We start from the raw sequence: 20,217 nt of genomic DNA, 5'->3' as shown, positions 1-20,217 counted from the left end.
TCCTCAGCTCATGGTTCCGACTACTACGGCCCATAGCGGACTTTCACCGCCTAGCTAATACCCATGCCGGGCGCACTACTAAATGGCGGCACGCCCATCAACGTGCCGCCATTTTATTTAGCTCTTTTTAGCGCTGGTCCATCAGGTAGTCGTACAGCATCTCGTGCTTGATCTGCTTAGTGTCGTAACCCAGGACTTCTGCGATCTGGTAGGCAAAAGCCAGTGCTGTTGCCGGACCCCGGCTGGTGACGATCTTACCGGCCTGGTCGACCACGGTGATCATCTCCTTGAAGTGAGCGTCCTTAGCTAAGCGGTCCACCTCTTCGCTGATCCCAGGGAAGCAGGTGTAGTCACGCCCATCCAGCAGGCCGTACTTGGCCAGGGCAATCGGGGCCGCACACATGGCAGCGTCCCACTTGCCTTGCCGGTTGCGTTCCCGCATCAATTTTGCCAGGCGCTCGTTGTCGCGAAGCTTCTCGGCACCGCCGCGGCCGCCAGGGAAGGCCACCAGGTCGTAGTCCAGCAGGTGGTCATCTAAGGTCTGGTCACAGGTCAATTCGATTCCGTGGGCCCCCGGAACCTTGATTCCTTCCAGGCCGACCATGGTCGTTTCAATCCCCATGCGCCGCAATACATCGACAATTGACAGGCCCTCAACTTCTTCACAACCGGGGGCAAATACTACTGCTACCTTTGTCAAACTAATCACTCCATCCTAACTATTCACAATCTTAACAACTTGTTCCATCACCGCATCGGCCTCGGGAACCGGGTAGAGCGGGTAGATGTGGAACATCCCCCGCCCCACGGTAAAGTGGACCGGAATCCGGTTTTCCTTAAACTTCTCCACCAGGATCGCCGCATCCGGGTACATGATCTCCTTCGTTCCGGCATAGACATAAACATCGCGCAGCTGGTCCAGGTTGCCATTTAAGGGACTCAGCCGGTAATCCTGGTGACTGATATCTCCCGCCCACAAGTCCGCGATCCGGCGCAGGCCATACCGACTCAGCGTCACGTCGTCCTGCTCGTAGTGCTCAATGACCGGATTGGTCAGGTCCAGGTCCAACCACGGTGAGATCAGGATCAGGTGTCCCGGCTGCGGGAGTCCCCGCTGGCCCAGGTACTCGCTGAAGCCCAACGCCAAGCCAGCGCCGGCAGAGTCACCCATCAACGTGATGTCGCTTACCGGCACCTGCTGGTATAGCTCACCGTACAGCTGGGCAATCTCCTGGTAGGCCTCCCGGAAGTTGTGCTGCGGGGCCAGCGAATAGATCGGGATGTAGACCCGGGCCTCGGTCGCCTGGGCCAGGTGGTTCAGATACTGCCAGTGGGTCTTATCGGCGGGCTGGATATACGCACCACCCGCCAGGTAAACGATCACGCGCTGGTTAAGGCCGCGTTCGTTCAGCACGTAGACCGGAATCCGGTAGTGTTTTAACTGGCGCAGCTTCACGTTGAAGGTCACCTGCGGCAGGTCATAGCGCTGACCATTCGTCTGCCGCGCCGTTTGGATCAACTCATCAAACGCTGCCGGCTCAGAGAGGGCGTGTTTGAACCCGCTGAGCTGGATTCCCATCTCAATGAACGTTGCCTTATTAGAACGATGATTACCACACCGGTGCAACTCACGAAAACTATTGCCTAAATTGTTCACCAGTTTACTGGCAAGTCCACTGCGGAACCGTTTGAGTCTTTTCATTTTTTCTGCCCCTTTAACCTCTTTATCCTTATCCTAACACGCTTCAGAATACAATTTTGTTAAGATTTAGTTTAGAATATGAGCAAAGGAGATTTTTAAAATGCATCAAGAGTCTTTGTTTGCCCAGGACAACGCCGACAATACCCCGCTGGCCAACCGGGTCCGCCCAACGACCATCGGCGAATTCGTCGGTCAACGCCACCTCCTCGGCCCGGGAAAGGTTCTGCGCGACATCATCGAAAATGACCAAATATCTTCAATGATCTTCTGGGGGCCGCCCGGCATCGGCAAGACGACCCTCGCTCAGATCATCGCCCACCAGACCAAGGCCCACTTCATCACCTTCAGCGCGGTCACCTCCAGTATCCGCGACATCCGTAAGATCATGGAAGAGGCCGAGCAGAACCGGGAGTACGGTGAGCGAACGATCTGCTTCATCGACGAAATCCACCGGTTTAACAAGGCCCAGCAGGACGCCTTCCTCCCCTTCGTTGAGCGCGGCAGCATCACCCTGATCGGGGCCACGACCGAGAACCCATCGTTTGAGATCAACGCGGCCCTGCTCAGCCGTTGCCGGGTCTTCGTCCTCAAGTCTTTGACGACCACGGATATTGAGCAGGTCCTCAAGCGAGCCCTCAAACACCCTGCCGGTTTTCCGGGCTTGACGATCCACTGTTCTGACGACGAGCTCCACACCATCGCCCAGTTTGCCAACGGTGACGCCCGGATTGCCCTCAACACCCTGGAGATGGCGGTCCTCAACGGGCAGCGGACCGGTAAGGAGGTCACCATCACAGCTGACGACCTCGACCAGCTGGTCAACACCAAGTCCCTGCGTTATGACAAGCACGGCGAGGAGCACTATAACATCATCTCGGCCCTCCATAAGTCAATGCGCAACAGTGACGTCGACGCCGCCGTCTACTGGTGCTCCCGGATGATCGACGGTGGGGAAGACCCCCTCTACATCGCCCGCCGGCTGGTCCGCTTTGCCAGCGAGGACATTGGACTAGCGGATACCAACGCCTTCCGCGTGGCGATCAACACCTTCCAGGCCTGCCAGTTTCTGGGGATGCCGGAGTGTGATGTCCACCTGACGGAGTGTGTGATCTACCTGGCCGCCGCTCCGAAGTCCAACGCTGCTTATAAGGCGCGGCAGGAGGCCCACGCAGCCATTAAAAAAACCGGCAACCTCCCTGTCCCATTGCAGATCCGCAACGCCCCGACCAAGCTGATGAAAGAGCTCCACTACGGTCAGGGCTACCAATACGCTCACGACACCAAGGACAAGCTGACGAACATGACTACCATGCCGCCAGAGCTTGAAGGCGCGCACTTCTACCACCCCGGTGACCAGGGCTTTGAGCCCCGCTTCAAGGCCCGGCTGGCCCAGATTGCCGCTTGGCACCGCAAACACCCCAGCAAAAATGAATAATCAGATTTAAAAGCCAAAACGGCTGGTGAGCGCAACTGCTCATCAGCCGTTTTGATTATTCTAGCCTTGTTGCTGCTGGGCCGCCAGGTGATGCTTCCAGCCCAGCGGGATCACGATCAGCAGTGAAATCACGATCAGGACAATCGCCGCAATCACGATGTCCCGGTAACCATTGTAGAGGATGGTCCGCATCGTCGGGACCAGCGCCTTGGGCAGGGAATCGGCTGTCTCGGCGTTCGACAGCTTATTCAGCATGGTCATCGTGATGCCGTGCGAGTGCTGAACGCCCTTGAACAGCTGGTCGTTCAGAATGACCCCGTAGGCCGCCGCCATCAGGGTCTGACTGAGAATCCTCAACAGGTACCCCATCGAGGTCGCAATCGGCACATCACGCAGTTCCGCGTCAGTTTGGACACTGATCTGCAGGATGTTGAAGACCAAACCGACCCCCATTCCTTCAAAGGCCCCCATCGTCAGGAGCAGCCAGAACGGCGCCCTCTCACCCGCAATCAGGATCCCGAGAAAGGCAATGAAGATCGAAGCCGCCCCACAGGTGACGATCCAATACTTCCCCCAGCGGTCCTGCAGGAATGGCACCAGCTCAGAGCCGATAAAGTTCGTAACGGCCCCCGGGATCTGGGTCATCCCCCCGAGGAGGGCGCTCAGACCCAATAGCCCCTGCGCCCACATTGGAATGTAGGTGATGAAGGCAATGAAGGACCCCCAGATAATCACGAACAGGGAAAAGTCGATTACCAGCTCGCGGTTCTTAAAGAGCCGGCTGGGCACAATCGGGTCCGGCGCCCGGCTGTCGATCCGCGCCATCCAGCAGAGCAGGGCCACCCCAATCGCCAAGAGGGCCACCACGACCAGCCAGGAAACCGAACCGATCAGTTGCACGGCAACCAAAATCGTGGTCAGGCTGGTCACCAGCAGGGTCGCGCCGAGGTAGTCAACCGGCTTGCCGGCTGCCTGCTGGCCCGAGTTTTTGTAGAAGATCGCAATGATCGTAATCGCGATGATGGCAATCGGGACGTTAACGTAGAAAACCCAGTGCCAGCTCCAGGTATCAACCAGCCACCCACCGAGCAGGGGCCCAATGATCGAAGCTGTCCCGAAGCAGGCGCTGGAGATCCCCAGGACCTCGGCCCGCTTGCGGAGGTTCTCGTAAATCTCCGCAAAGACGATGAAGGGGATCGTGTTCATCCCCCCGGCCCCAATCCCCATCACAGTCCGGGCAATGATGAACCACAAAATGTTGGGTGCCAGGCCCTGAAAGATGGCTCCCACCATGAACATGGTCGTGGCGCAGATATAGGCCACCTTGTTTCCCTTGTGCTCACCAAACTTGCTCCACAGCGGGGTGGCCACCGCCATTCCCAGCAGGAAGGTGGCCACGATCCAGCCCATGTACTGCAGGGCGTGCAGGTCGCTGGTAATCGCTGGCAGGGCGGTATTGACGATCGTCCCGTCCATTCCCGCCATGATGTTGGACAGCAGCAGGGCTCCCGTCACAATTGTCCGACGTTGATTTTCTAACAAAAACTCATCCTCCCATTTATCCACAGAACTAAAAAAACTCCTTGCAAGCAAGAAGTTTCCGAATCTATTTCTATATTATACCGGCAAAACGGCCAAAAGTATATTGCCTTATTTGTTTTCTTGACGATGCAAATTATGCATGAACTGCCCCAGGCGTTGCCAGTCGGCCTCAACGGTGGGCTGGAGACGCCGAGCGTAGAGAATGGCCGCCGGGTGGTACATCGGAAAGAGCCGATACTGGCGCTTGCTCCACCGGTATCCCTTCCCGGCCGGGTCCGCCTCCTGAATTGCCGACGTGATCGCCTGGCCGTGCAGCTGGCCAATATTAGCCTGAGGACCGAGCAGGCGCTGGAGGGCCGTATTGCCCAGCGGCACCAGCACCTGCGGATCAACGTAGTGCAGCTCCCAGTCGAAGAGCGGTGCGAAGGCCCGCACCTCCCCCTTGGTCGGGGTCCGGTTCGGGGTCTTCTCAACAACCTGCCCCGTCTTTTTATCCCGTACTCGCTTGATCGAGTACGGGCGCTGGCGGACAACACTGGTGATGTAGACGGTTTGCCGGGAGTAGCCAATCGATTCGACCAGTTTCATCAATTCCTGGCCTGACGCTCCCGAAAAGGGAATATTGACCTGTTCCTCGTGCCGCCCGGGCGCCTCCCCGATCAGCATCAGTTCCGGATGACGAGGCCCCTGCCCGGGAGTAAACCCCGTTAAACGACGGCCCGCCGTTGCTTTCTTGACGTCTGCCAACAGGTCGGTGGGATACTCGATAATCATCGCCGCACCCCCGTCAGCCGTTATGCCGCCACTTGGTATCGGTCAGGATCCGGGCCGCGATCAGCCCCAGCGGCAGGAAGACCACGATCAGCAGGGCCTTGGTGATCCAGAGGGCTCCCACACTGATGGAGGTCAGACCGAGGTTGTACATTCCCCGGTACAGGTATAGCCCCGGCACCATGATAACAATCGAAGGAACGGTGATGGAAATCTGTGGGAAACGCACCTTCCGCTTGGCCACTGCCGCCAGCAGGCCGGCTACCAGGGCCCCGATGAAGGCCGCGGCCCCCGCTGGGATCGACGTCAGGTCAACCAGTTCCAGCCGGGTCGTGTTGGCTACCGCCCCGATCAGGCCCGCAATGGCCGCCATTCGCGGCGTACTGTTGAACATGATTGAGAAGCCGAAGACCCCGCAGAAGCTGGCGGGAATCCGTAACAGCAGCATTGCCATGGTCGACAGCGGCAAAGCAGCGAAGTTTTCCGGCCGCAGGTTCACTGCCAACGCCACGATCCAGCCAACCAGCGTTGCCACCAGGATGATGGCAACCGCGTAGGTCATCCGCTCCAGGCCCGAACGCATGTCCAGCTTGGAGATGTCCAGGCCGCTGGTGATGAACGGGAATCCCGGAATGATGAAGAGCATTGCCCCGATGTAACCCGCTTCGTGCCGTGAGCTGACGTGAAGGGCCAGCTGCAAGACGCTGAGCGACAGCAGGTAGGTCAGGCAAGCCACCGCGACTGCCACGGCAATGCAGGCAAACAGGGTGATGTGGCGGTCAATCAGTTTCCGCCGGACAAAGTTACCCAGCCCGGCGCCGATGAAGCTGCAGATCATCTCAATCGGGCCACCGCCGAGCAGGAAAACGAAGGCGCTGCAGGCTAGGGCCGCGGCCAGCCCGACCTGGTACGGAGCGTAATTGCCCTTTGAGTGAGCGATCTTCTCCAGGTGGGCATGGATTTCACCGATCGTCATCTCATCCCCGTGGTCGTTGAAGTCATCGATGAAGCGTTCCATCTTAGCCAGCTTGGTCGTGTTGACCCCGGTGCTGGGGAGCGAAATCGCCTGCGTGTAGCTATGATGGGCATCCATGCAGGTGTACTCGAGCGACACCAGGCCAATATCAACCGTGCAGGTCATCTTGAGCTTCCGGGCCACGATATTCATCGAGTCCCGCACCCGCCAGGCCCCGGTTCCATAGGAAAGCATCATCAGCCCGATGCGGCCGACAATTGCCGCCCGCTCAACCAGGTTGGCCTCACTCGCCGGCGTAAAGTTATCGTTGGTGAAGAAATCCTGCCACGGAATAGCCATGTGGTGTTTTGCGGATAGGTGCCGCGCCGGTTCGAATTCCGACATCAGTTCATCGTCTTTGCTCATGACTTTTAATGTCCCCCAAAATCAATTAATCAAGTTTGTCAAAATATCATTAATTATTATACGCCCTCTGCCAACGGCTGCCCTAATTTTCCACGTGCAGCCTGCGTAAGCGGTCGATGAAATCCTGCTCATCAGGACTCAGGACGTAGCCTTCCCGGGTCGCCACTGAAATGTAGAAACGTTCCGGCAGCGGATCGGTAATCTCAACGAATTTGATGCCGGGTTCGTTATTCGCCACGGCATCCCTCGCCATCAAGCTAATCCCAATATTCTGGCGAACCAATTCCTTGATCCAGGAGATATCGGGAATCCGGTACATAGCGACGGTTGGGTTGATCTGGGCATAGGTACAATAAGCACGAAAGGCGGCCTGGTGGACGTACTGCTGGTCAAAGCTGATGAAACGTTCTCCCGCCAGTTCCTTAAAGCTGACCTCGTCCCGCTTAGCCAGGAGGTTATTGGTGCTAACAATGACCCCAAAACGCCGGCCCGAGATCAGGTCCGCATATACTCCGGGCTCGTTGATCGGGGCGGTCGACCCCAGCAGGGCGATATCAATCTTGCCGTTGCGGACCTGACTCAATAATTCGTGGGACCCCACCGAGGTGATCTTCAGCCGCGACAGGAGGTCCTTGGAAAATTCGCTGACAATCTTTGAAATGTAGAGCCGGCCGATGATCGGCGGCATTCCAAAACGGATCTGCTTCTGGTTGGCCCGCCGGATCTCCTTGTGGGTCAGCTCGATCTTCTCGTTGATCAGCTGGGCGTTTTCATAGAGCAGGCGGCCGCTGCGGGTGATCATCTCATCTCTGTGCACCCGGTCTTTGCGGACCAGCTGGGCCCCAAATTCGCGCTCGAGCCGCTGAATCGCCTGGGTAATGGTGGGTTGGGACACCTGGAATTGCTTGGCAACCTGGGTGTAGTTTTTAAACTTTACCAGGGCGACAAAATATTGTAGATCTCGCGTGTTCATTCAAATTCCTCCATCGGCAGATTTTAGTAACAGTAGCTATTATAGCAACTATTTACTTAGGAAAACAAAAAGAGCCTGATCAGCAAAGCAAATTTGCTAATCAGACTCGTTAGTTTATTACCATATGCCGATAACCTTCATCCAGAGACTGCCGATCCCGATCCAAACGACCAGGTAGAAGATCCCCAAGACGAAGTTCAGTGTCCACCACTTGGACTGTGGAACGTAACCAGAACCGAAGAGGACTGGTGCCGGACCAGAAGCGTAGTGGGTCGTGGATGCCATCAGGTTACCGAAGAACCCAAGTAAGAGGGCCGCCAGCATTGGTGGTACGTTGGCAGAGATGGCAACGGCTAAGAAAGCACTGTACATCGCTGTAACGTGGGCCGTTGAACTGGCGAACAGGTAGTGACTGTAGAAGTAGACGACAATCAGGATAATCAATACGAGGACCCAATTCATCCCGTGCAGTGAACTACCGATAGCCTTACTCAACCAAGGAATGAAGCCCAGGCTAGTCAGTGAGCCGGCCATCATAACCAGCACGGAGAACCAAGTCAGGGTGTTCCAAGCACCAGTTTCGTGCAGGACATCCTGCCAGCTCAGCACCCCAGTTAAGAGCAGGAGTGCCAAGGCGATGAAGGCGGCCAGGGTAGCATCGATACCAATAAAGCTTCCGGTCATCCACAAGATCAGGGCTAAGATGAAGATCACGGCCATGATCTTTTCGGCCAGACTCATTGGGCCCATTTCGCTGAGTTCTTTTTCCGCCCATTGCTTAGCATTTGGCGTTTCCTTGATCTCAGGCGGATACATCTTGTAGATCAGCCATGGAACAACAATCAATGAGATGATCCCTGGGACCAGAGCGGCCAGGAACCAGCCCATCCAGGTGATGTTAACACCGCTGCCCTTAGCCAGGGTTTGAACCAGCGGGTTAGCGGCCATCGCGGTCATGAACATTGCCGCGGTGATCATGTCACCATGGTATTCGGCGAAGATCAGGAATGAACCGATCTTGCGTTGGGTCCCATTCTTCGGGTCAGAACCAAAGGATTGGGAAAGGGACTCAATGATTGGGTACAGCACCCCACCGGCACGGGCCGTGTTACTTGGCGTGGCCGGAGCCAGGATCAGGTCAACACCGATTAAGGAGTAGGCTAGACCCAGGGTCCGCTTACCAAAGGCCTTCACAAAGTTAAGGGCGATCCGCCGACCAAGACCGGTCTTGATGAATCCCCGGGCGATGAAGAAGGCCATCGCGATCATCCAAATAGAAGCATTCCCGAAACCGACGATTGCCTTGTCCATTGGTACCGTCTTGGTAAGAACGGTTAAGGCAAAAGCGACAATTGAAACCCCACCGATTGGCAGCGGCCGGGTAATGCAGGCAATAATGGTCCCCACAAACAGGGCAAACATATGCCAGCCGGCAACTGGAACTGCCGCCGGTTTAATTGGCGTCATCAGCCAGAGAATTAATCCCACTACGACTGGCAAGATGAAGCCACGATAGTTGACGTGTTCTAATTTTTTCATCTTTCAATAATTCCTCTTATGTCTCATCGTTGATAAATAATTGCAAGGCAAGACGGTCGGGAATATGCCGACCAGTTAATGCCAATTACTTTTGCTTACGAACGTACAGGGTGACCTGTTGACCGGCTTGACGGCCAAAAACCACTGTCTCGGCGATGGAGTTACCGCCGACCCGGTTGTTCCCGTGCAGACCACCGGCAACTTCACCGGCAGCGAACAGGCCACGGATTACATCCCCGTTACCATCAAGGACCTGGGTCTTCGGCGTGATGTGAATTCCACCCATCGTGTAGTGGATAGCTGGGGCGATGTGGATGGCGAAGAAGCCTGGCTTTTCGATGCCCCGATCCATCCCGGTCGTCCGGCCGAATTCTTGGTCGTTGTGGCTCTCAACGGCCTCGTTCCAGGTCGTCACTGTCTGAGCCAGCGTCTCTGGGTCCATCTTCAACTTCTTAGCCAGGTCTTCAATGGTGTCACCATGAACAACCAAGCCAACCTTGTCGTAGAACTCGATGGCCTTCGCCCGGTCACGGATTCCTTGGTCAAAGATCAGGTAGGCACTGTGTTCTGGCAGGGCCGTGATGCTGTTGGAAACGATCTTCCGGGTGTTCAGTTCGTTGATGAACCGCTTCCCTTGAGCGTTAACCAGAATAGCCCCTTCACCACGAACGGCTTCACCAATCAGGTAGACGTGCGGGTGATCCTGTTGAACCGTTGGGTGAACCTGAACCAGATTCATCTGCATCAGTTCGGCACCGACGTTTTCCGCTAACTTCAGACCGTCACCGGTTGCTCCCGGTTGGTTCGTGGTCTTGTAGTCCTTGAGGTCGGGACGGAAGCGTTCGATGTACTCCTTGGAGGCACCGAAACCACCGGTAGCCAGGATCACGGCCTTGGCATCGATCGCCTTGATCAGGCCGTTGGCGTTGATCTTAACCCCGTTGATCCGGCCTTCGTCATCTTGAAACAGGCTCGTAACCTTGGTGTCGTTGAATACCGGAATGTCTTCCTTAGCAACAACGTCCAACAGGCTCTTAACCAGAAAGCCGCCAATTGGGGCCATGCTTGCTGGCCGGTGAGTCCGCTTCTTGGACATCCCACCAGTAACAGTGATGTCATCGAGCTTAATCCCGTGGTCAGCCAGCCAGTCAATCGCTGGGGCAGTGTGGTAGACGAAGTAGCCCAGCATGTCCTTATCGTTCAGCCGGCCCCCGTCCTTGTAAGTTTCCCGGTAGAAGTCAGCAACGTTGTCAATAACCCCGTGCTTTAATTGCACGTTGGTCTCAGCGGCGTTCATTCCTGAGGAAGCCCGGTTGGTGTTTCCACCCAACTCTTCTTCCTTTTCAAATACGGCCACCTTTAACCCCAATTCGTGGGCTTGAATGGCGGCGGACAGACCGGTACCACCAGAACCGATGATGACGGCATCGTAACTGTCTTCCAGCTTACTTACGGATAATGGTTGAAATTTTTCTGCCATTATAATGTGCTCCTTTTCGTTTGCTTAACCAGGCAAAGAGGCAGCCGATATGCGCCTGCTCCCGATTACCATTTAATTACTTGTCCTTGCGATCAGCGTTGGTCATCTTCAACATGTCCATCCACTCATCGTATTGTTCTTCAGTGACCTTACCAGACTTAAGAGCAGCTTCCTTCAGCGTGCTGCCAGCCTTATCTGCGGCTTGCGCAATCTTGGCGCTGTCGTGGTAACCAATGTGTGGTGACAATGCCGTAACTGTCATCAGGGAGTTGTCAACCAGTTCTGCCATCCGCTTTTCGTTGACGGTCAGACCCTTGACGCAACGGTCAGTGAAGCCGGTGATCGTCCCCGTCAGCAGGTCGGCGGATTCAAGGAAGGCGTCGATCATGACTGGCTTATAAACGTTCATTTCGAAGTTACCTTGGGATGATGCCATCGTAACGACAGTATCGTTACCGAAGACCCGCAGGGCAGCCATTGTAACGGCTTCTGCTTGGGTTGGGTTAACCTTACCAGGCATGATGGAAGAACCAGGTTCGTTAGCCGGAATGTTCAATTCATCGTAACCAGCCCGCGGACCAGAAGCGAGGAACCGGATGTCCTGGGCAATCTTGAACATATCAGCGGCCAAGGTCTTTAAAGCCCCGTGGACAACGTTTAAGCCGGAGTGGTTAGCCAGGCCGTAGAACTTGTTGCTCTTGGCAGTCAGGTTCAGGCCGTAAACTTCAGAAAGCTTTTCGGCGATTTTTTCTGGCATACCCTCAGCGGCGTTCAGACCGGTACCAACGGCAGTTCCACCGATAGCCAGTTCGTTCAGCGTTGGTTCAAGCGTCTTGATGTAGTTCAGGTCGTGCTCTAAGGCCGCAACGTAGCCAGATACTTCTTGGCCGAACGTCAATGGAACAGCATCTTGCAGGTGGGTCCGGCCGACCTTAACCGTCTTCCAGTACTTGTCCTGCTTGATCTTCAATTCATCAATCAGGTGTTGAACAGCCGGCTTCAGCTTGTTAACAGCTTCCAAAGCAACCACGTTCATGGCTGTTGGGAAGGTATCGTTAGAACTTTGCCCCTTGTTAACATCGTCGTTTGGCAGAATTTCAATGTCCGGGTTGATCTGGTGAGCCTTGTGAGCAACTACTTCGTTAGTGTTCATGTTGGTTTGCGTACCAGAACCGGTTTGGTAAACCTTCAGTGGGAAGTCCTTACGCAGGTCTTCGTCGCTTAAGGCTAGCAGTTCGTCGATGGCCTTAACAATCAGGTTACCCTTTTCATCAGAGATGGCCTTCGTTTCCATGTTGGCTTGGGCGGCGGCCTTCTTGATGTTCAGCAGCGCCCGGATAATTGCTAATGGCATGTATTGGCCAGTTGGGAAGTTGTTGCGACTACGTTCAGTCTGGGGACCCCACAGTGCATCAGCAGGAATCTTAACGGGACCTAACGTGTCTTCTTCAGTACGGTATTCTGTCATTTTTTGACGCCTCCAATGATGTAATCAAAAGTTGCTTTGTTTGTGAAATGTTACACATCATTTACACCACTATCCTAACCCGACAGGCTCAGCATAGTCAAACCTTTAGCATTCCATAAATTTCACTTATATCGAGCGGAATGCAAGCCGTTGTAAAGGCGTTTTCATTTTATTAACGAAATTTTTTCACAAACCGTTGAATAAAAAAATCTCAAGAATTTATTAAATTGGATCCTTGAGATTTAGCGATTTTAAGATCAGAATCACAAACTTTTTAGACTAATTTGCTGATTTTTGCCTAGTCAGTAGGCCCTTAATAGATTAGTACTTTGGTTCCCACTTGGCATCGGCAACAGCCTTTTTAGCGTCAGTCATCGTCGTCAGTCCTTGGTCAATGGCTGATTGAGCGACCCGTTGTGCTACCCGCTGAGAGAATTCAGCCAGCTTGGAAACCGGCGGCAGGACAGCGGCCCCCGGCTGGTCCGGATCAACCAAGCCGCTCAGAGCGTGGGCAGCGGCGGCCAGCATGTTGTCGTTCAATTGCTTGGCCTGAACAGCCAGGGCCCCGAAGCCGACCCCAGGGTAGATCAGGGCGTTGTTGGCCTGCCCGATCTGGTAGGTCACTCCCTGGTAGGTAATGTCAGCAACCGGAATTCCCGTTGCGACCAGGGCCCGGCCGTTGGTCCACTTCAGCAGGTCAGCGGCCTTGGCCTCCGCCAGCTTGGTTGGGTTGGACAGCGGGAAGATCACCGGCCGGTCAGTGTGGGCCGCCATCTCCTTAACGACGGCCTCGTCAAAGGTCCCCGGCTGGGTGGAAGTCCCGATCATCACGGTTGGGTGAACGGCCTTAACCACCGCCAGCAGGTTGGTCAGTTCGTCCGCATTGGCAAATTCGCTCCGCTGGCGGGTGAATGGCTTCTGCTTTTCGGTCAGACCCTCAGTATCGTCGAAGAGCAGGCCCTGCTTGTCGACCAGGTAGAAGTGCTTCTTGGCTTCTTCTGGAGTCAGGCCCTGGCGAACCAATTCGTCATAGAGCATCTTGGCGATCCCCATGCCGGCAGTTCCGGCACCAAAGGTCAGGAAAGTATGGTCGGTCAGCTTTTCCTTGGAGATGTTCATGGCACCCAATACCCCTGCCAGGGCGATGATTCCCGTTCCCTGGATATCATCGTTGAAGGTCAGGATCTTGTCCTGGTACTTGTCGAGGATTCGGGCTGCGGTTCCCCGGCCAAAGTCTTCAAAGTGCAGCAGGCTCTTCGGGTAGAGCTTTTCCACTTCATCCACAAAGCGATCGATAAAGTCAAAGTATTCCTGGCCGGTGATCCGCTGGTGACGTTCCCCGAGGTAGTTCGGGTCATCCAGCAGCTTGGGGTTATCCGTCCCGGCATCGATAGAAACTGGGAGGACCTGGGCTGGGTTAATCCCGGCTGCCGCCGTGTAGACCATCAGCTTCCCAACGGCGATGTCGACCCCGTCAACACCCCAGTCACCGATCCCGAGGATTCCCTGGGCGTCAGTGACCACGATCAGGCGGATGTCCCGGTCACCGCTAACGTTGGCTAGACTCTTCTTGATCCGCTCCGGGTGCTTGACGGAGAGGTAAACGGCATCCTGGGGCCGTTGGTAGCGTTCGTTGTAGTTTTCGATTGATTCGGCAATCACTGGATCATACACGATCGGCATGAATTCCGTGATGTGTTGACCCATCAGGTAGAAGAATAGGGTCCGGTTAGTGTTGAAAACCTCCATCAAGAAGTGGCGCTTCTCGATGTTGCTGGTCTTGGTTTCAAAGAGGGCGTAGGTTTCGGCTGCCTGCTCTTCGATCGTCTTGACGCGTGGCGGGAGTACTCCTGTCAGTCCCAGCCGTTCCCGTTCTTCCTGGGTAAATGCGGTCCCCTTGTTCTTGAAGGGATCATTTAAGATTGCCATTGCCTTATTCATTAATAATCGTCTTCCTTTTCTGTTTGATCTTCCCCATCATAGTGAGCGGATTATGATATAGTCAAATTCATGCTATGATATAAATAAACTTGATGTGCAACGGTCAAATTACTGATATGAAGGGATTCAAATGAAGATTAAAGATTTAGAATATTACCAGCAGCTGATAAAAGATCAAAATTTTTCCAAGGTGGCCCAGCACTTCGGGGTCAGCCAGCCCACCATCACCATGGCCATTCAACGGCTGGAGCAGGATTTCAACACCACCTTTTTTGTCCGTGACCATGTTCACCGGGAGCTACACGTCACCGCCACCGGTCAGCAGTTCGCCAACCACGTCGACCTGATCCTAAATGAGCTCCAGGTCGCCAAGAAGGAGATCGACCGGGCCAACGCCACCAAGATCCGCTTCGGCCTGCCGCCCATCATCGGCAACTACTACTTCCCGCCGCTGACGCCCCGCCTGATGCGCCACCAATTGATGCCCGATCTGGAAACCTACGAGCATGGCTCCCGGGAACTATTGAAGATGCTCCAGCACGGTGATCTCGACATGGCCCTCCTCGGCTCGCTAGCCCCGCTCAAGGAGACGCGGCTGAAGGCCCAGGAGCTGGCCCGCTTCCCCTTCCAGGTCATCGTCGGTACCGATCATCCCCTGGCTAAACAGCGAACAGTGGATTTTACCAGCCTGAAGAATGAACAATTCATCATCCCCGACACTGAATTTTTCCATGACCAGGCCTTCAAGCAGATGTGCCGCCGAGCCCACTTCCGGCCGCACATCCTCTACCGCACCGCCGACATCCACGTCATTAAGGCGATGCTCAGCGAGAACCTCGGGATCACCTTCCTGACGAGTCTCGCCGTGGAAAAGGGGGATAACGTCAAACAGGTCGCCATCAGCGGTCCCGACCAGCCGATTTTCCACCTCTCCGTGGCCATGCGCGAAACCGAGGAACTGACGCCCCGCAAGCAAGAGTTGTGGGACCTGCTCACTAATAATCACTAACACTAGATATAATAAAAGCCGCCGCAAGTTTTCCCCTGCGGCGGCTTAATTTGTTAATAACTACTCAATTGTGACCTTTTCCATCACAACGTCATCCTTCGGCTTATCCATCTGGTCGCGTTCAACCTTGCTGATGGCCTGAACAACGTCCATTCCCTTGATCACCTGGCCAAAGACGGTGTGGCGATGGTCAAGCCATGGGGTCCCGCCGTTCTCCTTGTAGCGGTCAATCACTTCCTGTGGATAACCGACCATCTTCATCTGGTCGATCATTTTGGCTGGAACACGCTCGTTAGAAACGATGAAGAACTGACTGCCGTTGGTGTTGGGACCGGCATTGGCCATTGAGAGGGCCCCGTTGAAGTTGAACAACTGCTCAGAGAATTCATCCTCAAACGGGTGGCCGTAGATACTCTCACCACCACGGCCGGTTCCAGTTGGGTCGCCGCCCTGGATCATGAAGTCCGGAATAACCCGGTGGAAGGTTACGCCATCGTAGTACCCCTTCTTTGCCAACTCAACGAAGTTCTTGACCGTCTTGGTAGCCAGCTTTTCGAAGAACTGCACCTCGATCGTTCCCAGGTTGGTCTTAATGATCGCTTTTGGTCCCTGCGCCTTCGACAGGTCTAATTGTGGATAATCCATTTTCTTCCCTCATTTCAATTGTGATGCCCTCTAGTATATCATCAGCTATTCATCATGGCTAATCCGCAGCACGCAGGCACCCTTGATGTCACCGCGCTTGACATACTTCAACGCCTCGTCGGCCTTTTCAAACGGGTATTCGTGAACCTCGGGACGGATATTCAGCCGGTCGGCCAGGGTCAAGAACTCCTCGCCATCGCGCCGGGTGTTGCTCTCCACGCTGGTAATGGTTTTCTCGTGGAAGAGGTGCTTCTGATAATTCAAAGCGGGAACATCCGTCATATGAATTCCGGCCAGGGCCAGGGTCCCACCTGGAACCAAGCTGGCCATCGCTGGCAGCACAATGTCACCAACTGGGGCAAAGATGATTGAGGAATCCAACGGCACGTCAGAAAGATCATAGGCGCCATGGGCTGAGGCACAACCGAGCTGGAGGGCAAACTTCCGGGCATCGGCACCCCGGGTGAAGACGTGCACTTCGATCCCCTGGGCCATGGCGATCTGGGCCGTGATGTGGGCAGAACCGCCGAAGCCATACAGGCCGAGCCGGCCGCCCGCCGGAACGTTGGCTCGTTCAAAGGCCCGGTAGCCGATGATCCCGGCACAGAGCAACGGAGCGGCCTCCAGGGAGTCAAACTTCTCGGGAATCCGGTAAGCAAAGCCCTCCGGTACCGTTACGTACTCGGCATATCCGCCGTCGTGGTCCCAACCAGTGTAGACGGAATGAGGGCAGAGGTTTTCGTGGCCGGACCGGCAGAACTTGCAGACTCCGCAGGCGTGGCGGAACCACGGAATCCCGATCCGCTCGCCCAGGCTGAAGCGTTGGGTCTCAGGTCCCTGGGCAACCACCTTGCCGACAATCTCGTGCCCCGGGGTGACGTGTTCCTTGTGGACGGGCAGGTCCCCCTCGGTGACGTGGAGGTCAGTATGGCAGACCCCACAGGTCAGAATCTTGACCAGGACCTCACCCCGACCAGGTGTTGGCACCGGCTTTTCCACCATCTTGAGCGGTGCCCGGTCGCCATCGATCGGCCCTGGGGTGGTAACCTCCCAGGCCCGCATTGTCTTCGGTAAATCATCAATTTGCGTTTCCATGTCTATCAGCCTCACTTCATTGAACTTACAGCTTCATTGTAACCCTTTTCGCGAGTTTGTGAAGAAAACGACATTTAACTAACGGTAGTGCTTTTTGAGCTGGTCGGTCCGCTTCAACCAGGCCGCTTGCTCCCCACTAATGCTGAGCGGCCGGTCAACGGTCGGATCGTCCTTGGCAACCTCAGCCAGGCCGGTTGTCCCGCCGATATCGTCAATAATTCCACGGCCGCTGCCGGCAAGCAGCTTGGCCGGGCCCGCCGTCCGCAAGCGGGGTTCGGCGGTAACCGCATCGATCTTGATCTTAAACCGCCAGCTGTCGCCAAAGTCATAGGTTAAGAGGAGCTCGTCGCCGGGCTGGTATTCACCAAGCCAGTGGGCCAGCAGGCTTTCCTGGGCACCAAGGCCGCTGTCGAAGATTGGCAGCTGGTAGTTGTGCTCCTGATCCTGGAGTGCGAAGAGGTGGCTGCCATTCGCGCGGAAGCTGGCCAGGATTTGGTAACAGAGGCTATCCAACCGGGTATCCCCACCGAGGTCAAACTGCCGCCACATGGCTGGCTGGTAGTCCTCCAGGGTGACCGTCAGCCGGTAACGCTGGCGGCTGTGGCGGCGTGCCACTGTGAAGGCATCCCGCTGGTCCTGAACCTGATTCTGAACATTACGCAACAGGCGCTGAAAATAGTAGTCCCGGTCCGTGGTGACCAGGTCATTGGCCCCCTGGCTAATTGCCTGGACAAACTGATCAAAGTCGGCCGCGGAAAAGAGGCGCTGATAGCGCATGAAGCAGCCAAGTTTCCTCAACGCAACGCACTTATCACGCAACTGGGTGGCGGTCAGCCGGGTGGCCGTCGCCTCCTCGTAGTGGATCAGGTAGTTGTAGACCAAGGTAAGGTCGTCGATGATCGTCTTCTCGTAACCATCGCAGAAGCTGAAGTAGTCGTCGGCCACGTCGAGGTCCCGGTCGATCACCTGGTCGCTCTTTCCTCGGTTCTGCAGGTACTGCCGGTAATCATTAAGCAACCGCTCATCAACCGCAACGGCGTTCATCACATCATTCAATGAACTGCTCCGATAGCCATAGCTGCGATTGTGCTCGTTAAAGTGCGGATGAGCAGGCAAAGAGAAGTTCTTCATCACATAGTTTTCAAGGAGCTCGAGAACCGGTACCCCATTATCATCATCCGGATCATACGGTCCCGTCTGACTGGCAAGCTGAAGGGCCAATTCAACGTTACTGGGGTGCGTGTCCCAATCAATGGTGGAATTGGGGCCAGTCAGGGCATTTTGATAGGTCTGCAGGTGCATTGGGGCCATGTCTGCCTGTTGGCTGGTAAAACGCACATCCTGAAACTGCGCGTTACGAACCATCCGAATTTTAGCGTGCGGAATGGGGGCCTGCTCCATCAAACGCAGGAATTCCTGCTTAAAGGCAGTGATGAAAGACCGGGAATCGTTAAAACGCTGGGGATGACGGATAATCACCGGTAACGTCAGCAGGTTATTCATCACAATCATGAAGTCCCCGCTGGTGCGGACCGACCACGCTTCTGGGCTGGTCAGGCTCAGATTGTTGATTATCCGGGGATTAACATGCAGATTCTGGGCCACCGCTTTTTCAACAGTAATAATCAAACTTATCCACTCCTTTCAACAATTTCCTTACTATAATTGTGACAGAGACCGCAGACGAACACAAACCAATATTTACAAACTTAAAGAATTCATTAAAATGAGGGTAATTAGCAATTTTAAGCAAAAGAGGAAACACTGACATGGACCAACAACGATTAGATATTTTCGACTTAAAAAGAATCAAGATCAACAAGAGCAAGGCCGAACTCGAACAAGCCGGCAAGCAACTCCAAAAGGAGGTTTCCAGTGAAGAACTGAGTACCTTCGTCCCGGTTCACCGTGACCCGGTCGCCGCCATTGAACAGACCGAGGCCAAGATGATCCCCGAACTGCTCCCGCTGCGCCACCAACGGATGCTGGCCAGCCGCTTCGCCTTCTTCCGGGGCACGGCCGAACTGATGGAACAGGACCTCAAACACCAGCACCAGAGCAATATGCCCATCGTGATCTGCGGGGACGCCCACGTGAACAACTTTGGCTTCTATGCCTCACCCGAACGGAAGCTGCTCTTCGGCCTCAACGACTTCGACGAGGCCCGGATCGGCAACTGGGAGAGTGACCTCAAGCGTCTCCTCGTCAGCATTGAGCTGGCCGGTGAGGAGAACGGCTTCGATAAGGACGATCTCCACAAGCTTCTTGAGCTGACCACCAAGACCTACCGGCACGCCATTAAGAACGCCAACAAGCTCCCACTCTCGGCGGTCTTCTACTACTCCTTTGAGATCCACGATATGATCGACAACATTCATAAGCTGGGTGATGGCGAGGCACCGGAACAGATGGAAAAGGTCCTGCAGAACATCATCAAGAAGAGCCAGCACAGCAACTCCGAGGAGATTATCCGCAAGATGGGGACGATCAACGACCGCGGCCAGCTGATCTTCCGGGACAATCCGCCGCGTGCCAAGCACCTCAGCGACGAGGAGCACCAGGCGGTCGTCGATGGTTATGAACAGTACCGGGAAAACGTCCGCCAAGACATCAAGGTCTACCTGGCCAACTTCCACATCACTGACATCATTCGCTACAGTGTCGGCGTTGGCAGCTTCGGGACCCGTTGCTTCCTGATCCTGCTGACCGGAATTGACGGCAGTCACTTGGTCCTCCAGGTCAAGGAAGCCATGCCCCTGCGTTACAACCTGCTCTCACTCAAGGTCCAACAAGCCATCGATAACGGCCTCATCGCGGGACGGCGGATCGTCACGGCCCAGCGCGTTCTCCAATCAACGTCCGATCCCTTCCTGGCCAGCACCAAGTTTGGCGACCGGAGCTACTATGTTCGTCAGTTCCGGGACATGAAGGAGTCCATCAAGATCGACAAGCTCGACTTCGATAGCTACCAGCTGTACTGCCAGACCTGTGCCTTCTGTCTGGCAATGTCACATGCCCAGAGCCCAACCTCACCAATGCTGCGCGGATACCTGCGCCACCAAAAGTTGCTCGATGAGGGCCTGACCGATTGGGCCCTGCGCTACACCGACCAGGTTGACCGGGACTACCAAGCATTTAAGAAGCACATCGAAAAGTAAGATAGTCAACCACCACGCCCTAAAGGACGTGGCTTGTGAGCAAACACCCTTCTGATGAGTGCTTGAACCACAATTTGC

General features: G+C 55.2%; 16 protein-coding genes. 3 read left to right on the top strand and 13 right to left on the bottom strand.

Annotated features, from left to right (window positions below; all coding sequences use genetic code 11):
• Window positions 1-127 precede the first annotated feature (127 nt).
• Both QOS10_RS06450 and QOS10_RS06445 read right to left on the bottom strand, forming a co-directional pair.
• Entirely contained in the window at window positions 128-700 is a 573-nt protein-coding gene (locus tag QOS10_RS06450) for a DJ-1 family glyoxalase III (protein WP_283594560.1), read from the bottom strand.
• A 15-nt stretch (window positions 701-715) separates the two neighbouring features.
• On the bottom strand, window positions 716-1,702 hold the full coding sequence (locus QOS10_RS06445; RefSeq protein ID WP_283594559.1) for an alpha/beta hydrolase fold domain-containing protein: 987 nt from the start codon (window positions 1,700-1,702) through the stop codon (window positions 716-718).
• Window positions 1,703-1,802: 100 nt separating this feature from the next.
• Between QOS10_RS06445 and QOS10_RS06440 the strand changes: the two genes are divergently transcribed.
• Window positions 1,803-3,137 (top strand): replication-associated recombination protein A, encoded by a 1,335-nt coding sequence (locus tag QOS10_RS06440; RefSeq protein ID WP_283594558.1) that lies wholly within the window; start codon window positions 1,803-1,805, stop codon window positions 3,135-3,137.
• 60 nt (window positions 3,138-3,197) lie between these two features.
• Here QOS10_RS06440 and QOS10_RS06435 read toward each other — a convergent pair whose 3' ends face one another.
• From QOS10_RS06435 to QOS10_RS06400, 8 genes are all read right to left on the bottom strand, one after another.
• Complete coding sequence (locus QOS10_RS06435) at window positions 3,198-4,679, bottom strand: MFS transporter (protein ID WP_283594557.1); 1,482 nt, start codon at window positions 4,677-4,679, stop codon at window positions 3,198-3,200.
• A 108-nt stretch (window positions 4,680-4,787) separates the two neighbouring features.
• Window positions 4,788-5,453 carry a uracil-DNA glycosylase gene (locus tag QOS10_RS06430; protein WP_283594556.1) on the bottom strand — a complete coding sequence of 222 codons (666 nt, stop codon included), beginning with the start codon at window positions 5,451-5,453 and terminating at the stop codon, window positions 4,788-4,790.
• 13 nt (window positions 5,454-5,466) lie between these two features.
• Complete coding sequence (locus QOS10_RS06425; RefSeq protein ID WP_283594555.1) at window positions 5,467-6,831, bottom strand: threonine/serine exporter family protein; 1,365 nt, start codon at window positions 6,829-6,831, stop codon at window positions 5,467-5,469.
• An 82-nt stretch (window positions 6,832-6,913) separates the two neighbouring features.
• On the bottom strand, window positions 6,914-7,804 hold the full coding sequence (locus QOS10_RS06420; RefSeq protein ID WP_283594554.1) for a LysR family transcriptional regulator: 891 nt from the start codon (window positions 7,802-7,804) through the stop codon (window positions 6,914-6,916).
• Window positions 7,805-7,921: 117 nt separating this feature from the next.
• Window positions 7,922-9,343 carry an anion permease gene (locus QOS10_RS06415; RefSeq protein ID WP_283594553.1) on the bottom strand — a complete coding sequence of 474 codons (1,422 nt, stop codon included), beginning with the start codon at window positions 9,341-9,343 and terminating at the stop codon, window positions 7,922-7,924.
• Between the two features lie 85 nt (window positions 9,344-9,428).
• Entirely contained in the window at window positions 9,429-10,823 is a 1,395-nt protein-coding gene (locus QOS10_RS06410; RefSeq protein ID WP_283594552.1) for a flavocytochrome c, read from the bottom strand.
• Window positions 10,824-10,899: 76 nt separating this feature from the next.
• The gene (locus QOS10_RS06405) at window positions 10,900-12,291 is read right to left on the bottom strand and encodes a class II fumarate hydratase (protein ID WP_283594551.1); all 1,392 of its coding nucleotides are present in this window, start codon (window positions 12,289-12,291) and stop codon (window positions 10,900-10,902) included.
• Window positions 12,292-12,612: 321 nt separating this feature from the next.
• Window positions 12,613-14,232 carry a malolactic enzyme gene (locus QOS10_RS06400; RefSeq protein WP_283594550.1) on the bottom strand — a complete coding sequence of 540 codons (1,620 nt, stop codon included), beginning with the start codon at window positions 14,230-14,232 and terminating at the stop codon, window positions 12,613-12,615.
• Between the two features lie 130 nt (window positions 14,233-14,362).
• On the opposite strand from QOS10_RS06400, the gene QOS10_RS06395 reads away from it, so the two are divergent.
• Window positions 14,363-15,241, top strand: a complete 879-nt coding sequence (locus QOS10_RS06395) for a LysR family transcriptional regulator (protein WP_283594549.1) — start codon at window positions 14,363-14,365, stop codon at window positions 15,239-15,241.
• Window positions 15,242-15,301: 60 nt separating this feature from the next.
• Here the strand turns inward: QOS10_RS06395 and QOS10_RS06390 are convergent, their stop codons facing one another.
• From QOS10_RS06390 to QOS10_RS06380, 3 genes are all read right to left on the bottom strand, one after another.
• Window positions 15,302-15,886: a peptidylprolyl isomerase gene (locus tag QOS10_RS06390; protein WP_283594548.1), complete on the bottom strand. Its 585-nt coding sequence runs from the start codon at window positions 15,884-15,886 to the stop codon at window positions 15,302-15,304.
• 45 nt (window positions 15,887-15,931) lie between these two features.
• A complete protein-coding gene (locus QOS10_RS06385; protein ID WP_283594546.1) occupies window positions 15,932-16,981 on the bottom strand; it encodes a zinc-dependent alcohol dehydrogenase family protein in 1,050 nt (349 codons plus the stop codon).
• A 78-nt stretch (window positions 16,982-17,059) separates the two neighbouring features.
• The gene (locus tag QOS10_RS06380; RefSeq protein WP_283594545.1) at window positions 17,060-18,610 is read right to left on the bottom strand and encodes a plasmid pRiA4b ORF-3 family protein; all 1,551 of its coding nucleotides are present in this window, start codon (window positions 18,608-18,610) and stop codon (window positions 17,060-17,062) included.
• A gap of 140 nt (window positions 18,611-18,750) precedes the next feature.
• Here QOS10_RS06380 and QOS10_RS06375 point away from each other — a divergent pair, with 140 nt between their 5' ends.
• On the top strand, window positions 18,751-20,139 hold the full coding sequence (locus QOS10_RS06375) for a DUF2252 domain-containing protein (protein WP_283594543.1): 1,389 nt from the start codon (window positions 18,751-18,753) through the stop codon (window positions 20,137-20,139).
• The last annotated feature ends 78 nt before the right edge of the window (window positions 20,140-20,217 follow it).

This window comes from Limosilactobacillus galli (assembly GCF_947381495.1).
Taxonomy (GTDB): domain Bacteria; phylum Bacillota; class Bacilli; order Lactobacillales; family Lactobacillaceae; genus Limosilactobacillus; species Limosilactobacillus galli.
Note: the sequence above shows the minus strand (reverse complement) of the source record. Positions and strands in the feature narration are given on the sequence as shown.

What these genes read in the sequence shown, in the direction of transcription:
- QOS10_RS06445 (WP_283594559.1), bottom strand. Translation starts at nt 1,702, where the DNA reads ATGAAAAGACTCAAACGGTTCCGCAGTGGACTTGCCAGTAAACTGGTG.
- QOS10_RS06440 (WP_283594558.1), top strand. Translation starts at nt 1,803, where the DNA reads ATGCATCAAGAGTCTTTGTTTGCCCAGGACAACGCCGACAATACCCCG.
- QOS10_RS06430 (WP_283594556.1), bottom strand. Translation starts at nt 5,453, where the DNA reads ATGATTATCGAGTATCCCACCGACCTGTTGGCAGACGTCAAGAAAGCA.
- QOS10_RS06425 (WP_283594555.1), bottom strand. Translation starts at nt 6,831, where the DNA reads ATGAGCAAAGACGATGAACTGATGTCGGAATTCGAACCGGCGCGGCAC.
- QOS10_RS06420 (WP_283594554.1), bottom strand. Translation starts at nt 7,804, where the DNA reads ATGAACACGCGAGATCTACAATATTTTGTCGCCCTGGTAAAGTTTAAA.
- QOS10_RS06415 (WP_283594553.1), bottom strand. Translation starts at nt 9,343, where the DNA reads ATGAAAAAATTAGAACACGTCAACTATCGTGGCTTCATCTTGCCAGTC.
- QOS10_RS06410 (WP_283594552.1), bottom strand. Translation starts at nt 10,823, where the DNA reads ATGGCAGAAAAATTTCAACCATTATCCGTAAGTAAGCTGGAAGACAGT.
- QOS10_RS06405 (WP_283594551.1), bottom strand. Translation starts at nt 12,291, where the DNA reads ATGACAGAATACCGTACTGAAGAAGACACGTTAGGTCCCGTTAAGATT.
- QOS10_RS06400 (WP_283594550.1), bottom strand. Translation starts at nt 14,232, where the DNA reads ATGAATAAGGCAATGGCAATCTTAAATGATCCCTTCAAGAACAAGGGG.
- QOS10_RS06395 (WP_283594549.1), top strand. Translation starts at nt 14,363, where the DNA reads ATGAAGATTAAAGATTTAGAATATTACCAGCAGCTGATAAAAGATCAA.
- QOS10_RS06390 (WP_283594548.1), bottom strand. Translation starts at nt 15,886, where the DNA reads ATGGATTATCCACAATTAGACCTGTCGAAGGCGCAGGGACCAAAAGCG.
- QOS10_RS06385 (WP_283594546.1), bottom strand. Translation starts at nt 16,981, where the DNA reads ATGGAAACGCAAATTGATGATTTACCGAAGACAATGCGGGCCTGGGAG.
- QOS10_RS06375 (WP_283594543.1), top strand. Translation starts at nt 18,751, where the DNA reads ATGGACCAACAACGATTAGATATTTTCGACTTAAAAAGAATCAAGATC.